Genomic DNA, 15,133 nt, shown 5'->3' with positions numbered 1-15,133 from the left:
AACGAAAATTGATGACAAACTTAAAAGCTTAAATATATTCTGCAATGGTGCGGGCATACTCACTGTCGCAACCTAAATGCTCCAATACCTCAGTAAAAATGTTTTGTTTTTTGGCGGTATTATTATTCGTTGTGACCCAAAACCCGCTGGCACCGATTTCTTTCGGGTTCGATGATTGACTCGAATCCAGTAACGCTTGCTTAGAACGAGCAAAATACAAACGGCCTTTACCTTGAATATCGAGCACTTTATTAAAATCGCTGCCGGTTGCCGCCTGTAAATTAGCGAGTAACCACATAAAACGGCCAACTGCGCCTTTTTGTTGGGCTAATAAATGTTCATTAACAATTGATTTGAAGTCAATCTCAGTCACTGCGTCTACAGTGTGAGTCACATCCTCAGGTTGTGCTTGTACTGCCATCACTTTCTCAACAGCAGCTTTGGCTTGATTAAATAACGCATTACGCTGAGTTTCAGCTTCCGCTGCTTCAGCCGGATCCGCTTCAAGGCTGGGTTCACTAATCGCTTTTGGTAAATCAACCTCTACGGTTTCCACTGATAAATGCAATAATCGACGTAAAATATCAGAAGCACTCTCGCCAATACGCTCCGTTTTGCTGGCAATAAAACGATAAAGTTCTTCATCAATTTCAATGTATTTCATCAGAGTCATCCTTATTCTTCTATTTGTCTTAGGCTTAACGTCAGTGCATAACACGTTAAACAGGCGATCGCCGATCAACATAATTTAGCGCGATCAAAAAATATGGCTTCAGTGTAAGCCAAGCTTAACCTACTAATAAAGTGGCAAAATCATTTAATGGCACATATTCACAAAAAATTCGTATCTCACGTTTAAATTTACAGCAAAATTGATGTCATCGGTCATCAAAACTTGATTTGCTGTGTTCATTACCGCAAAATTCGGCCCCATTGTTTGATGTCACGAGTTTATCGCACTATGCATTATGTCTCTCAAGGCCAAGGTGAAACCGTCCTGCTTATTCATGGGTTATTTGGCAACCTTGATAACTTAAAAAATCTTGCCAGTGTGCTTGAAAAAAACCATCAGGTTATTCGAGTCGATGTACCCAACCATGGCCAAAGTGAGCATTGGGACACGATGGACTACCCATCACTTGCCAATGCGATGATTGAATTACTTGACCAACTCCACATTGATAGCGCCCACATTGTTGGTCACTCAATGGGCGGAAAAATCGCCATGGCCATGGCATTATTGCACCCATCTCGAGTAAAGAGCCTCGTCGTGGCAGATATTGCCCCTGTGGCTTATGAGCCACGACACCAAACCGTGTTTGCCGGACTCACCAGTTTAGTCTTTGATCAAAACACCAGTCGTAAATCGGCATTGGCTCATTTGCTGGCCAGCGGCATCGATGAAGGTACCGCACAGTTTTTACTGAAAAACCTGCAGCGTACCGACACTGGCTTTGAATGGAAAATGAACCTTGATGGTCTAATTGACGGTTACGAGCGTATTATTGGCTGGGATTTGCCTATCAGTGCTGATGTACATTTTGACAAGCCAACGCTGTTTATACGCGGCGGTGACTCAAACTATGTTACCGCTGAACACCGCGATGAAATTGTTCGTCAATTTCCTCAGGTCACAGCAAAAACCTTAAATGGCACAGGTCATTGGCTGCATGCTCAAAAGCCTGAGATATTTAATCGTATCGTGGCTGAGTTTATTGAACAAAACCAAGAGTAAATTTTAATAATTTACTGTTTTGCACATACCCAATTCTGACACGATGTGATATATTCGCGCCCTCTTTTCGCCTGACATGACTAACGCGAAGGTAGAAATATGTTAAATCAGTACATGGATCAAATTGAAGCCGTTGGTTTGAACTTGTTTTTTGCTGCGATATTCTTTTTTATCGGTATGGCAATCCATGATGTGCTTAAACAAGGTAATGTCCCTAAATTTGGTCGATATATTGTTTGGGCAGTGTTATTTCTCGGCTGTGCCGGGTTTATTGCAAAAGGTATTATACAGATGACCTGGGAAGGCTCTGGGATCGGTTAAAATACAATGGCAAAAGAAACAACAGATAGAACGACTATTGACCTTTTTGCCACTGAAACACGCCGCGGGCGTCCGAGAAGTAACCCACTTTCTCGGGAACAGCAATTAAAGATCAATAAGCGAAACCAAATTCAGCGTGATCGCGCTAACGGTTTAAAGCGAATAGAGTTAAAAGTGTCACAAGATTTATATGATGCCTTGAACCAACAAGCTTTGGACAGTAACATCAGTCGTAGCCAGTTAATCGAATTTATTCTGCAACAGCAACTCGACAACTGAGACGTTTTTCGAACATCGCACAACGCGAACTAGATATTTAAAGGATAGACAATGGCAACTGTAGGTCTTTTTTTCGGTAGCGACACTGGTAACACCGAAGCTGTAGCCAAAATGATCCAGAAAAAACTGGGTAAAAGCATGCTCGATGTTAAAGACATCGCTAAGAGCACTAAAGAGCAAATCGCCGAATACGACTTGCTTATGTTTGGCATCCCAACCTGGTATTACGGCGAAGCACAGTGTGATTGGGATGATTTTTTCCCTGAGCTTGAGCAAATCGACTTTACCGATAAGCTAGTGGCCATTTTTGGTTGTGGTGACCAAGAAGACTACGCAGAATACTTTCTAGATGCTATGGGCATGGTCCGTGACATCGTTGAAGCCCGTGGTGGTATTATTATTGGCCACTGGCCAACAGAAGGTTACGACTTTGAAGCCTCTAAAGGCATGGTCGACGACAAACATTTTGTTGGTTTAGGTATCGACGAAGACCGTCAGCCAGAGCTTACCGAAGAACGTGTAGATGCATGGGTTAAGCAAATTTATGAAGAAATGTGCTTAGCAGAATTAGCTGACTAATTCTGGCCTTAGCCAACAAAAAAGCGGCAATAGCCGCTTTTTTACTATTTGAAATAACATAAATGACCACAAGCAATCTCACTCGAACAACAAAACATTGGGACATATTCTGTACGGTAGTCGACAACTATGGCGATATAGGTGTCACCTGGCGTTTAGCCAAACAGCTTGCCGCAGAATACCATATTCCAGTGCATTTATGGGTTGATGACCTACACAGTTTTTCGCACATTTTGCCCAACTTAGACCCCACGCTAGCCCAACAAACTTTTAATGGCGTGAATATATTTCAATGGAATACCCCTTTAGATATAGAGTATGTAGCTGGAGAAGTGGTCATTGAGGCTTTTGCCTGTGAATTACCTAAACAGGTAAAATGGGTCATTGAACGATTACATAAACAACCGCAAAGCTCAGCGCCGCACTGGTTAAACCTTGAATATTTAAGTGCCGAAGATTGGGTCGATGGTTGCCACGGTTTACCCTCTACACAACCCAGTGGAATCAAAAAGTGGTTTTATTTTCCTGGTTTTAACCACAAAACTGGCGGCTTAATTTGCGAAAAAAACCTCTTTAATGAACGAGATCAATGGCAAGCAAGCCCCAATAATAAAATGCGACTTTTTGAAGAGCTTGGCTTAAGCGGCATTAGGGTTAATGATACCGTCATTAGTGTGTTCAGCTATGAGAGCGCAGCATTAACTGCATTAATAAACCAATGGCAAGCTTCACCTAAACCCATGCACGCGCTAGTTCCTAAAGGTCGTAGTTTAACCAGCTTAGCCCCTTTTTTACCTGTTGATGTTACCGATTTGATACCCGGTCAACAATTTAAAATGGGAAATCTCACGCTGCATATTTTACCCATGACCGATCAGACAGGGTTTGATCGCTTGCTATGGAGCTGTGATTTTAATATTGTGCGGGGGGAAGATTCATTTTTACGGGCCCAATGGGCAGCCAAACCTTTCATTTGGCATATCTATCCGCAAGAAGATGATTATCATCTAGTAAAATTACAAGCTTTTATGCGGATTTACTGCGATAATCTCGCAGCACAAATCGCAGCGACTTGGACTGAGGTGAATTTGGCCTTCAACCAAGGGGATGCAAAGGCCGTGGTTAACCACTGGCAACAATTGAATTCTGTTATTTTGCCATTACAGCAACATGCGATTAATTGGCCAAATAACGCGTTAAATGATGCAGATCTTGCGAGTCGACTAGTTCAATTCGTTAAAAATAGCTAAGATACTGCTCTGTAAATATAAAAAGTCCATATATATAGGAAATAGTACAATGAAAACTGCTCATGAAATCCGTCCTGGCAACGTGATCATGTTAGATGGCAGCCCATGGGTTGTTCAGAAAACTGAAACAACTCGTTCTGGCCGTAATGCTGCAATCGTTAAGTTAAAGCTAAAAAACTTATTGCTTGATTCTGGCACTGAACAAACCTTTAAAGGTGAAGACAAGTTAGACGATATCGTGTTAGAACGTCTAGATTGTACTTATTCTTACTTTGCTGATCCTATGTATGTATTTATGGATGAAGAATACAACCAATACGACGTTGAAGCTGACAACCTAGGTGATGCAGCTGCATACATCGTTGATGGTATGGAAGATCAGTGTCAAGTGACTTTCTACAACGGCAAAGCTATTTCTGTTGAACTACCGGTTCACATCGTACGTGAAGTTATCTACACCGAGCCTTCAGCTCGTGGCGACACTTCAGGTAAAGTCATGAAGCCAGCGACCATCACTGGTGGTGGTACTGTTACTGTTGCTGACTTCGTTAAAGTGGGTGACAAAATTGAAATTGACACTCGTACCGGCGAGTTCAAAAAGCGCGTTTAATCGCGCGTTAACTTGAGTTTCAGTTGAAATAGCCATAACTCAAGTAAACTAACTGAAAGCCAGCATACGTGCTGGCTTTTTTGTCTCTAAACACCACAAAAATACTAATACAAACCGCAAAAACAGCACAAAACACTACAGCAAAGGCTTAATTACGTTCAAAAACAGCATGAACGACTAATATTATTATTCAATTTGCTCGTTTACCTCTTCCACAATATCAATAAATTCGTTATGGTTCGCTAACTTAAGCCGTAATTAGTTATTGAGAGTAGTATGCGTCCCATTATCAAATCCAATAAACTTGACTCTGTTTGCTACGACATTCGTGGACCAGTGCATAAAGAAGCCCGTCGCTTAGAAGATGAAGGTCACCGTATTTTAAAATTAAACATCGGTAACCCGGCGCCATTTGGATTTGAAGCCCCGGAAGAAATCGTACGCGACGTGATTTTAAATTTACCGAGTGCACAGGGCTATTGCGAATCAAAGGGCCTATTCTCAGCACGTAAAGCCATTGTGCAACATTATCAAGCACAAGGTATTTTTGGTGTTGATATTGAAGACATCTATATCGGCAATGGTGTATCAGAGCTTATTGTCATGGCCATGCAAGGATTACTCAATAGTGACGATGAAGTGCTCATCCCCTCGCCTGACTATCCATTGTGGACCGCTGCGGCCAATTTAGCTGGTGGTAAAGCCGTACATTATCGCTGTGATGAAGAAGCCGATTGGTTTCCGGATTTAGACGATATAAAAAGTAAGATCAGCAGCCGCACTCGTGCCATCGTGTTAATTAACCCAAACAATCCAACCGGTGCAGTGTATAGCGAAGCATTGCTGTTACAGGTTATCGAGTTATGTCGCCTACACGACCTCATATTGTTTGCTGATGAAATTTACGACAAGATTTTATACGACGAAGCAAAACACATTCCTGCTGCGCGGTTATCTGATGACATTTTAACGGTGACCTTTAACGGCTTATCAAAAGCGTATCGTGCGGCGGGTTTCCGTGTAGGCTGGATGATGTTGTCCGGTAATTTAAAAGCAGCAAAGAGCTATATTGAAGGGTTAGAGATGCTGGCATCGATGCGTTTATGTGCCAATGTGCCTAACCAGCATGCAATACAAACGGCATTAGGTGGCTACCAGTCAATTAACGAACTGATCCTTCCTAATGGTAGATTAACCATTCAGCGCGATGCAGTGTACGAACTGCTTAATCAAATTCCTGGAGTGAGCTGTAAAAAGCCCAAAGGCGCCTTGTATGCCTTCCCTAAATTAGACATGAAAAAGTTTAATATTAGAGATGATGAACGCCTAGTACTCGATTTACTTAAGTCCAAAAAAATATTACTGGTTCAAGGCACCGCCTTTAACTGGCCTGAGCCAGATCATTTACGTGTTGTATTTTTACCGCACAAAGAAGACCTGACCAAGGCCTTAGTAGAGTTTGGTGATTTTCTGGATGATTACCACCAATAATCAACATCACACAAAGATAAGCGACTGAACAGTCGCTTTTTTTTATCCTAAAGCTCAGGTAAGCTGACGATATACAGATTATTGTTGATTGAGCGCAGTAAGGAGTCTCATGAGTCATCTATTTGCCCATTTAGCCCGAATGAAGTTAATCCAACGTTGGCCATTAATGTATAACGTGCGCCGTGAAAACGTTCAGGAGCATTCATTACAAGTTGCCATGGTCGCACACGCTTTGGTGATCATCAGTAATAAAAAGTTCGATACCCATTTAGACCCTAATCAAGCGGCAACCATTGCGATTTATCATGATGCCAGTGAAATTTTAACCGGTGACTTACCAACTCCAGTGAAGTACTTTAATAAAGAAATCGAAGCTGAATATAAAAAAATTGAAGCCATTGCCGAACAACGCATGCTGGAAATGGTTCCTGATGAATTTAAAGACGATTATCGCAGTTTGTTTATTAGCCAAGAAGCCGATCCGCAATATAAAGCCATCGTTAAAGCCGCCGACACTCTGTGCGCCTATTTAAAATGCTTAGAAGAACACAAAGCAGGAAACAGCGAGTTTAACAGTGCCCGCAAACGTTTGGAGCACATGTTAGACGATAACCCTAACCCTGCAGTACGTTATTTTAGAGACTGTTTTATCCCAAGCTTTACCCTGAATTTAGACGAAATTAATCAAATGCTGTAAGGAGCCTTATGTCCGATACCACAACACAGCAAGACAATATTTGGCACCAGCGCCTATTAGGTGAAGACAAGCAACGTCGCAATGATCATCGCAGTCCATTTCAGCGCGACCGCGCACGTATACTCCATTCTGCCGCCTTTAGACGCTTACAAGCTAAAACCCAAGTATTAGGTGTCGGCATGAACGATTTTTATCGCACCCGGTTAACTCACTCATTAGAAGTGTCGCAAATAGGCACCGGGATCACCGCCCAACTTAGGCGTAAATACCCTGAGTTTAAACCCTTATTGAATTCAATGAGTTTGATTGAATCTATTTGTTTAGCCCACGATATTGGCCACCCGCCTTTTGGACACGGCGGTGAAGTGGCGCTCAATTATATGATGCGCCACCACGGTGGATTTGAAGGTAATGGCCAAACGTTTAGAATTTTATCGCGCCTAGAACCGTACACTCCATCATGGGGGATGAATCTTACGCGGCGTACCTTGCTTGGGATCATGAAATACCCAGCCATGCATTCACAATTGTTTATCAATCTTAATAAACCCGACATTGCTAATCACAGGCAATTAAAACCCTCTGACTGGCCACCGGTAAAAGGGTTATTTGACGATGACCAGCCGATTATCGATTGGGTATTATCTGCATTGAGCGACAATGACAGACAACGGTTTATTAGCAGCGAACAAAGCACAGTCAACACCCAATACCCGCACCTTAAAACGCGGTTTAAGTCGCTAGATTGCTCAATTATGGAGTTAGCTGACGACATCGCTTATGCCGTACATGACCTAGAAGATGCCATCGTGATGGGCATTGTCAATCAACGCCAATGGCAGCATGATGTTGTCGACCAACTAAACAGTATTGATGATCAATGGCTTAAATCAGAAATCGCCAACATTGGCGAAAAGCTGTTTTCCCATGAGCATCATTTACGTAAAGACGCTATAGGTACATTGGTCAATGGTTTTGTCACTGCCATTAATATCAATACCAATGATGACTTTGAAGCCGAGTTACTCAAATACAATGCAGAGTTGCAGGCCGATTTTGCCTTAACCCTTCATGTACTCAAACAGCTGGTGTTTAAATACGTCATTCGTAAGCCTGAAATTCAAATGCTCGAATACAAGGGCCAGCAAATTATAATGGAGTTATTTGAAGCTTTTGCATCGGATCCTGAACGCTTATTGCCGTTGAATACTCGCGAGCGTTGGTTAACCGCAACGGCAGCACAAACCAACCCAATGCGTGTTATTGCCGATTATATTTCAGGGATGACAGATGAATTTGCCGGTCGATTGCACCAACAGTTATTTGGTTCAAAAACTGCGGGTATTTTAGAATTAAACAACGAGCACTAATGTTATTGGCTAAAAAAGAAAAAAGCGCTTGGTTATTTATAACGATAAAAACCAAGCGCTACTGGGTTAAATAAAGGGGAACTAACCCAAACGACACACGACACTTCACTTTTACATACAACAACTATTGCATACTTAACATCACAGCAAGCATCACCATTTATACTGGTTGCATAAACGCGTTAATTTGAGCAAGGGTCAAAACAGGTGTTGCACCAGCCGACTGAGCGACCATTGCCCCAACTGCGCAAGCAAAATCGATAGCATATTGCGGGTTATTGTCACTGCACAATTGATACAATAGCGATCCTAAAAACGAATCACCTGCGCCTACAGTGTCCACCACATTAACTAAGTAGCCAGAGTTATAAAACTTCTGCCCATTAACACTTAATAACGCTCCATGACTGCCTTTTGTCACACACAAATACTGGGTTTGTGTTTGCGCAGCAATGTAATCTAAATTTTGCTCTAATGAATAAAACGGTGAGCCCATTGCTTTAGCAATTTCGTATAGCTCATCATCATTTAATTTAATAAAGTCAGCTTTATTCATTAACTTAACGATACTGTCGATATCGTAATGCGGCGCACGTAAATTAACGTCAAACACGGTGAAACTGGCGTTATTAACCAACTCCGTTAACGTGGCTAATGACACAGGGCTACGTCCAATTAGGCTGCCAAATACCAATACATCAGCTTGCTTAACTTGGCTAAGGATAGTGTCAGTTAATGCCACATTGTCCCAGGCGGTATCGGCTACAATGTCGTATGATGCAGAACCGTTTTTGTCTAAGCTTACTTGGACGGTACTGGTGCTTTTCGACGGATTAATCGCGATGCAATCACGATTAACCCCACGCTCATCAATAAATGCCAGTAATTCATGGCCTAATTGATCATCGCCTACTGCACTGATCATTGAGCCCTTAATCCCTAAAGCATTAAGCCTGACACACACATTCAATGGCGCCCCGCCAACTCGCTTGCCATCAGGGAAACAATCCCATAAGACTTCGCCAAAACAGCTGATATTGATATCAACCTTGGCTTTATGATTAATTAATACACTGCTCATTATGATTAACTCTTTGCTTGTAAACGGGCTTGCATTATCGCTTTAATATCGCTGTTAGGTGCATACAACTCAGCAATGGCTTTACGATACTCTTTGCAGAATTCGGCTTGGTTATTTAAATCGCCAAACAAATCTGTAAGCTGTAAAAATGCCAACGGATCTTGTTCCGTTTGGCTGGCAAATTGATGTAACTGCGCTGCCATTTGATCGTTAATATCTAACGCTTCACCCTGTTGATTAACCTGTTTGTCACTGTATAAGCACCAGGTTGCAATCACTAAACACGCTAAAGAAGTATCGCGATTTAACGCAATGTTTTCGTTAATCGATGCAATGATAAACTTAGGCAATTTTGCTGAGCTTTCTAAACAAATACGCGCCAAACTGTCTTTAATGTTTGGGTTAGCAAATCGCTCAATTAACGTGTCTTTATACTGGTTTAAGTCAATACCCGGTAACTGCTCAATCAGCGGTGTGACTTCATCATCCATAAACTTACGTAAATAGGTGGCAAATAATGGATCAGAAACCGCCTCATCAATCGTGGCAAAGCCATGAATTGAACCCAATAAACCTAATACCGAGTGACCAGCATTGAGTAAACGAATTTTCATTTTTTCAAATGGAGTCACATCAGCAACAAACTGTGCGCCAGCCAAATCAAACGCTGGGCGGCCATCACTAAAGTTGTCTTCAATAACCCATTGAGTAAAGGCTTCACAGGTGATTGGCCATTCATCATTAATATTTAAAGTATTGGCGACATAATCTATATCAGCTTTGGTCGTAACAGGCGTAATACGGTCAACCATCGCATTGGGGAACGCAACGTTTTCAGCTATCCATTGACCTAGTTCAGCATCAATTTTACTGACAAACGCTAATAACATTTTACGGGTCATATCCCCGTTATGCTGAACGTTGTCGCAAGACTGAACGGTAAAGGGTTTCATGCCATTAGCTTTACGCTGCATTAACGCAGCCGTGATATAACCAAATGCGGTAATGGGGTCGTGTAGATTAGCCATATCATGGATAATCTCAGGGTTTGTAAAATCAAACTCACCCGTTGCTGGGTTAAAATTATAACCCCCTTCCGTAATGGTTAGTGAGACAATTTTTGTGTCTGGGTTAATCAGCTTATCAATAACTTGCTGTTTGTTTTCTGGTGCAAATAAAAAGTCAATCATCGCGCCAATCACCTGATGATCAATCTGCCCATTTGGATGGCGTACAGTCAAAGTGTATAAGTAATCTTGTTTAACCAGCACATCACGTAAACCACGATTCGCTTCTAATAGACCGACACCGCAAATTGCCCACGACTCTGAGCCTGGTGTTTTGAGTAGCTCATTGACATACATCGCTTGGTGAGCACGGTGAAAACCGCCTACACCAATATGTACAATACCAGCGGTAAGTTGGCTGCGGTCGTATTTCGGCACATCAACGTCAGCAGGTAACGTAGAAAGAGATTGTTGGTTTAGCGAATTCAATGATGCGCTATTGAGTTGAGCGTTCTGCATGAGCATGTGCCTCATAAAAAATAACAAATAAACAACTACGTGTTATTACGGTAAATAACACACCAGACTTAAGACGACAGTTTATAAGAGTCGCCTTAAGCCATTACAGTAATTAACCATCAAACTAGATATTCAATTTCTTATGACGTTTTAGTGCAACATAAGAACAACTAAAATAAATGATTGTACAAGCAAAACACACGCTTTCGAATAATGTTTTATTGTCTGCATATACTTGCATATTAGGACTAAAAAACATCACATTAACCGCCAACGTTGTAATGGTTATTAACGATACAAATGCAAAACCATTTAATATTTTAGTGATTTTACTGCCGTCATCAATAATATCTTTATCATTTATTGCCATAGACTCTTGATATTCAGCAATCTGTTGCTGTTCATTTTCATCAGCTAAAATGGCATCGGCATAATCTAAATCCGCGCCATACTTTTTAGCTAACACGGTATAAATGATGATGGTAAAAATCCATGTTGGAATAAATAAATAATAAAATGAAATAATATCTAAGCTATTTAATCCAAAACCAAATACTAAAGCCAATGCCCAAGTGGCAATTGCTGGTGTACTCTTAGTTAAGTTTTGATACTTAGCCCAATAGCGAGTTAAACCAATTTTAGGAAATAACACATGCTCGGCAAAAACAATCCCGCCCACTGGCACAACTAATAAACCAGCATAAGTTAATAGTGGCAGCATTTGGGTGAAAACAAACGGGAAACACGCAATCACCACAGTAACCAGACCCACAATTGCAGTGGTGCGTTCACGCGATTGATTAACGAAAATTGATTGGGCGGCTAAGCCTGCACGGTAAAGGTTCGCATTTGCCGTAGTCCAACCTGCAATGATGATAATCACAAAACCAGAGAAGCCCAATGCATGGTACGCCACGTCACCCGGATCGAGCTGTGTAATGGTGGTTTTTAATAATACTGCAGTACCTGCCCCCATGATACCGGCAGAAATCCACGCAATGTAATGCCCAAAAAACATGCCGACGCCAGAAAACAAGCCATAACTTTTACGTTTAGCAAAACGGAAAATCGCCATATCGATTAAGCCAAAATGGGTAATCGAATTGGCAGCCCAAGCAAAGCCAATTACTTCAAGTAAACCAATGCCTTTTTCGCCTTTATCATTCACCCCAGTCCAGATTGAATTGTCGCCAATGGTAATGAAATCTTGCCAACCATTTAATGTAGTGCTGCCGATCACATGATGTGACAGCGCTGGAAATAATGTAAATGAGCCAGCGATAAAGATAACAAACAACCAAGGTGCACAAATTTTAGAAAAATCGGCAACCGTTGAAAAACCGTACATAGCGACCACGACGACAATAGAGCCGACTGCTAATACAATCATCACAAACCATAAGCTGCTTGGGTACCAATTTAATTGGGCGGGAATATCAAATAAAAATCGTACTGCGGTGGATGACACGGTGATCATCGCGGCGGATATCACCGAGAAAATAATAACGTTAGCCCAATTATAGAGCTTGGTCATTGAATCACCAGCAATCTTATTTAAATAATTATAAAGACTTAAACGAGTTTCTACTGCAATAGGCGCAGTTAATAGCCACCAAGAACACATCGCTAACAGGTTACCAATAAGTAACCCTAAAAGAATATCAATGGTTGATGCACCTAAGGCAACAAAAGTCGCACCAATCACAAATTCGGTCGCGGCCACATGCTCCCCGGCATACAAACCCGCAAAATGTTTCCAACCGTGGAGCTTATTTTTGGCAACTGGAAGCTGCTCTTCATTCATTTTATCAAATGAATGGGAGTGTTGACTTGTAGTCATTATTTTTATATTCCTGTTTTTACTCAGGTAAATTAATCCCTCACCAAAATACGATGATAAAATTAAACAACTTACCTTTTTGACTATTTACTATTTCGTTTTATTAGAAATAATAACCCCATTTTTTTGTTTCTCTTGCACTCATGTTGTTGTACAACATAAATTATTTAATTTTTTGTAATATTTGTTCAGCAGTATATTCATTGGTGATTAATGAATTAATTAATCCACCTTTTAATGCCGCATAAATGGCATTAACTTTACTTTGTCCTGCGGCTATACCGTATACCGGTTTGCTAGCATTAAGTTGCAACGGCGCGCTCATCACTAAATCATTTATCGAATTTTTAATTAATTGACCTTGTTGGTCATATACCCAGCTTATAATTTCACCAGCAGCATTGTTGCTGACTAATTCATTCGCTTTTGCCTGGTCAATAAAGCCATCAATCATTAATGGTGAGTTGTCACCCATTTGACCAATTCCCACAAAAGTAGCATCTGCTTGCTGGGCTAACGCTAAAATACTTTTTACCGGTGTAATCCCATGTAATAACTGTTTTTCAGCAACCGAATGGGCAATCACCGGCAGCGGCATCGGGTAATGTTTAGCCTGTACCCTGTTAGCCATACTCACTACAATATCAAATGCCGAAGCAGACCCATCTGACATCATATTACCGAGCAGCGACACAATTTTATGTTGCGGACATTGCATTGACGGTAACTCATCAATACAGGCCTTAAGTGCCCGTCCGGTACCAAACGCTAAGGTTTTAGGCGTGTCTGATTTTAAGTAACGCTCTAACACTGCAGCACTGGTTTGTGCTAAGCCATGTGTCGAGCTTTGATCAGCTGGATCGCTCGGCACGATTTCACATTCTAATAAATTAAAGCGCTGTTTTAGTTGGTCAGCTAACTCCATACATCGACGAATAGGATGGTCGAGTCGCACTTTAATCAAACCTTCGCTCACAGCCAGCGCCACGAGTCGTTGCGCAGATTGTCTTGATACTTCTAACTTTTGCGCTATTTCATCTTGAGTGTTTTTAGCAACGTAATATAGCCATGCCGCTCTTGCTGCATCTTCAAGACGTGCTAGTTCTGAATTCGATTTGTTGTCCATCTTATCGTTACCTATTCAGCTTTAACGCATCAAAGTGGGCAAAAGTGCCGAAAAATCATCCCAGTGTTTCAACACGGGTACTTGCGAAAATGCCTGCTGAACCGTTTGATTGTCATGGTTCATATGGCCACCACCCACATAATGTAATACTGGCATATTGGCTGCGACAGCGGCTGTTACACCAAAAAAGCTGTCTTCTATCACCAAGCAATGTTCCGGTTTTACTCCCATACGTTCAGCGGCATGTAAAAATAAATCGGGGGCAGGTTTACCTCGCTTAACTTCACTTGCTGTAAACACACAACCACGAAATACATCGGTTAACCCAACCACTGACAATGCTTTGGTGGTTCTAGGTAAACTGCTACTCGTCGCAATACAAAAAGGCACATTCAACTGATCCAATACCTTATTAAAGCCGGCGGTTAGGGTTAGTTGCTGTTCAAAAACAGCTAACAGTTGCTCGCGATACTCTAATTCAAATTCTGGCGGTATTGTGACTGACAACAATTCTTCAATTTTTTGAGCCACTGTGGCAAATTTGCACCCTAAAAAGTGTTGCTGCACAAACGCCATATCAATCTCAGCACCTAACTGTGCCAACATGTCGATAAGCACATTGGCACTGATCACTTCACTGTCGATAACGACACCATCACAATCAAAAATCACCAGTTGTGTATGGTTGCTCATAAACCCGCCTTAATGAATAGAGTAAAAACAATCCCCTATAGTACATTGGCTCTGTGATAATTTGGTAACGTTACTGTCGTGAAACCTAAAATGTGTAGCTTGTGAGTAAAAAATAGCAATGTATTCGCTGCCAACACTCTCAGTAGGCATTTGCTCCACCAGTGGGCATATGCCCTTCTGTTGAGCATATTCCCTTTTCTTCATATTGATGTCAATCACATTTCGTCAATTAAATAAGCAAACCAAGGTTTAGCTATTGCTTATTTAATAATTGTAATAATAAAATATTATTTAAATTCAATCGTGTAATATTTCAACTTTGTTAAAAGTCGTTAGATAAGCCACCTGCAAGTGATTAAAAATCACTCTATTTTGAATAAAGAACAATCATCAAAATCGACCTAAAATCGTATAAAGGCCCTCTTTTGAGTACACTAATTTGTACCATATGAGTGCACAATAAATTTCCATTTTAACCACGACAACAATAGGAGAAACGCCTCAACACACGTCATACGGTTCAAAAACAATGTCA

Annotated in this window: 15 protein-coding genes; 9 read left to right on the top strand and 6 right to left on the bottom strand. The window is 41.3% G+C overall.

What is annotated here, in order from left to right; translation table 11 throughout:
* Positions 1 to 28: 28 nt before the first annotated feature.
* Positions 29 to 664, bottom strand: coding sequence for a replication initiation negative regulator SeqA (gene seqA / locus PQR79_RS04260; RefSeq protein ID WP_238103935.1), 636 nt, complete (start codon positions 662 to 664; stop codon positions 29 to 31).
* Between the two features lie 297 nt (positions 665 to 961).
* Between seqA and PQR79_RS04255 the strand changes: the two genes are divergently transcribed.
* The 9 genes from PQR79_RS04255 to PQR79_RS04215 all read left to right on the top strand — a co-directional run bounded on the left by PQR79_RS04255 (position 962) and on the right by PQR79_RS04215 (position 8,332).
* Complete coding sequence (locus PQR79_RS04255; RefSeq protein WP_238103936.1) at positions 962 to 1,735, top strand: alpha/beta fold hydrolase; 774 nt, start codon at positions 962 to 964, stop codon at positions 1,733 to 1,735.
* 99 nt (positions 1,736 to 1,834) lie between these two features.
* Positions 1,835 to 2,056 carry a DUF2788 domain-containing protein gene (locus tag PQR79_RS04250; protein ID WP_188739696.1) on the top strand — a complete coding sequence of 74 codons (222 nt, stop codon included), beginning with the start codon at positions 1,835 to 1,837 and terminating at the stop codon, positions 2,054 to 2,056.
* Between the two features lie 6 nt (positions 2,057 to 2,062).
* On the top strand, positions 2,063 to 2,335 hold the full coding sequence (ybfE, locus tag PQR79_RS04245; RefSeq protein ID WP_160052446.1) for a LexA regulated protein: 273 nt from the start codon (positions 2,063 to 2,065) through the stop codon (positions 2,333 to 2,335).
* A gap of 51 nt (positions 2,336 to 2,386) precedes the next feature.
* Positions 2,387 to 2,914, top strand: a complete 528-nt coding sequence (gene fldA / locus PQR79_RS04240) for a flavodoxin FldA (RefSeq protein WP_238103937.1) — start codon at positions 2,387 to 2,389, stop codon at positions 2,912 to 2,914.
* A gap of 62 nt (positions 2,915 to 2,976) precedes the next feature.
* Positions 2,977 to 4,164 carry an elongation factor P maturation arginine rhamnosyltransferase EarP gene (gene earP / locus PQR79_RS04235; protein WP_238103938.1) on the top strand — a complete coding sequence of 396 codons (1,188 nt, stop codon included), beginning with the start codon at positions 2,977 to 2,979 and terminating at the stop codon, positions 4,162 to 4,164.
* Positions 4,165 to 4,213: 49 nt separating this feature from the next.
* Complete coding sequence (gene efp / locus PQR79_RS04230) at positions 4,214 to 4,774, top strand: elongation factor P (protein WP_238103940.1); 561 nt, start codon at positions 4,214 to 4,216, stop codon at positions 4,772 to 4,774.
* Positions 4,775 to 5,050: 276 nt separating this feature from the next.
* Entirely contained in the window at positions 5,051 to 6,265 is a 1,215-nt protein-coding gene (locus PQR79_RS04225; protein WP_238103942.1) for a pyridoxal phosphate-dependent aminotransferase, read from the top strand.
* 109 nt (positions 6,266 to 6,374) lie between these two features.
* The gene (gene yfbR / locus PQR79_RS04220) at positions 6,375 to 6,962 is read left to right on the top strand and encodes a 5'-deoxynucleotidase (RefSeq protein ID WP_238103944.1); all 588 of its coding nucleotides are present in this window, start codon (positions 6,375 to 6,377) and stop codon (positions 6,960 to 6,962) included.
* An 8-nt stretch (positions 6,963 to 6,970) separates the two neighbouring features.
* Entirely contained in the window at positions 6,971 to 8,332 is a 1,362-nt protein-coding gene (locus tag PQR79_RS04215; protein ID WP_238103946.1) for an anti-phage deoxyguanosine triphosphatase, read from the top strand.
* Between the two features lie 160 nt (positions 8,333 to 8,492).
* Here the strand turns inward: PQR79_RS04215 and PQR79_RS04210 are convergent, their stop codons facing one another.
* From PQR79_RS04210 to PQR79_RS04190, 5 genes are all read right to left on the bottom strand, one after another.
* Positions 8,493 to 9,413 (bottom strand): carbohydrate kinase family protein, encoded by a 921-nt coding sequence (locus tag PQR79_RS04210; RefSeq protein ID WP_238103948.1) that lies wholly within the window; start codon positions 9,411 to 9,413, stop codon positions 8,493 to 8,495.
* Between the two features lie 5 nt (positions 9,414 to 9,418).
* The gene (locus tag PQR79_RS04205; RefSeq protein ID WP_238103949.1) at positions 9,419 to 10,939 is read right to left on the bottom strand and encodes a mannitol dehydrogenase family protein; all 1,521 of its coding nucleotides are present in this window, start codon (positions 10,937 to 10,939) and stop codon (positions 9,419 to 9,421) included.
* Positions 10,940 to 11,063: 124 nt separating this feature from the next.
* Complete coding sequence (locus PQR79_RS04200; RefSeq protein WP_238103950.1) at positions 11,064 to 12,779, bottom strand: purine-cytosine permease family protein; 1,716 nt, start codon at positions 12,777 to 12,779, stop codon at positions 11,064 to 11,066.
* 163 nt (positions 12,780 to 12,942) lie between these two features.
* A complete protein-coding gene (locus PQR79_RS04195; RefSeq protein WP_238103951.1) occupies positions 12,943 to 13,905 on the bottom strand; it encodes a sugar-binding transcriptional regulator in 963 nt (320 codons plus the stop codon).
* A 21-nt stretch (positions 13,906 to 13,926) separates the two neighbouring features.
* Complete coding sequence (locus PQR79_RS04190; protein WP_238103952.1) at positions 13,927 to 14,598, bottom strand: HAD family hydrolase; 672 nt, start codon at positions 14,596 to 14,598, stop codon at positions 13,927 to 13,929.
* Positions 14,599 to 15,133: the final 535 nt, after the last annotated feature.

Origin of the sequence: Shewanella metallivivens, from assembly GCF_028750675.1 — a bacterium.
Lineage (GTDB): Bacteria > Pseudomonadota > Gammaproteobacteria > Enterobacterales > Shewanellaceae > Shewanella > Shewanella metallivivens.
The sequence above is the reverse complement of the archived record's forward strand: the minus strand, read 5'-3'. Positions and strand labels throughout refer to the sequence as shown.

Coding starts and splice junctions, on each gene's coding strand:
- ybfE (WP_160052446.1), top strand. CDS start 2,063: ATGGCAAAAGAAACAACAGATAGAACGACTATTGACCTTTTTGCCACT.
- PQR79_RS04190 (WP_238103952.1), bottom strand. CDS start 14,598: ATGAGCAACCATACACAACTGGTGATTTTTGATTGTGATGGTGTCGTT.
- PQR79_RS04255 (WP_238103936.1), top strand. CDS start 962: ATGCATTATGTCTCTCAAGGCCAAGGTGAAACCGTCCTGCTTATTCAT.
- PQR79_RS04200 (WP_238103950.1), bottom strand. CDS start 12,779: ATGACTACAAGTCAACACTCCCATTCATTTGATAAAATGAATGAAGAG.
- PQR79_RS04215 (WP_238103946.1), top strand. CDS start 6,971: ATGTCCGATACCACAACACAGCAAGACAATATTTGGCACCAGCGCCTA.
- PQR79_RS04205 (WP_238103949.1), bottom strand. CDS start 10,939: ATGCAGAACGCTCAACTCAATAGCGCATCATTGAATTCGCTAAACCAA.
- efp (WP_238103940.1), top strand. CDS start 4,214: ATGAAAACTGCTCATGAAATCCGTCCTGGCAACGTGATCATGTTAGAT.
- earP (WP_238103938.1), top strand. CDS start 2,977: ATGACCACAAGCAATCTCACTCGAACAACAAAACATTGGGACATATTC.
- PQR79_RS04210 (WP_238103948.1), bottom strand. CDS start 9,413: ATGAGCAGTGTATTAATTAATCATAAAGCCAAGGTTGATATCAATATC.
- seqA (WP_238103935.1), bottom strand. CDS start 664: ATGAAATACATTGAAATTGATGAAGAACTTTATCGTTTTATTGCCAGC.
- PQR79_RS04195 (WP_238103951.1), bottom strand. CDS start 13,905: ATGGACAACAAATCGAATTCAGAACTAGCACGTCTTGAAGATGCAGCA.
- yfbR (WP_238103944.1), top strand. CDS start 6,375: ATGAGTCATCTATTTGCCCATTTAGCCCGAATGAAGTTAATCCAACGT.
- PQR79_RS04250 (WP_188739696.1), top strand. CDS start 1,835: ATGTTAAATCAGTACATGGATCAAATTGAAGCCGTTGGTTTGAACTTG.
- PQR79_RS04225 (WP_238103942.1), top strand. CDS start 5,051: ATGCGTCCCATTATCAAATCCAATAAACTTGACTCTGTTTGCTACGAC.
- fldA (WP_238103937.1), top strand. CDS start 2,387: ATGGCAACTGTAGGTCTTTTTTTCGGTAGCGACACTGGTAACACCGAA.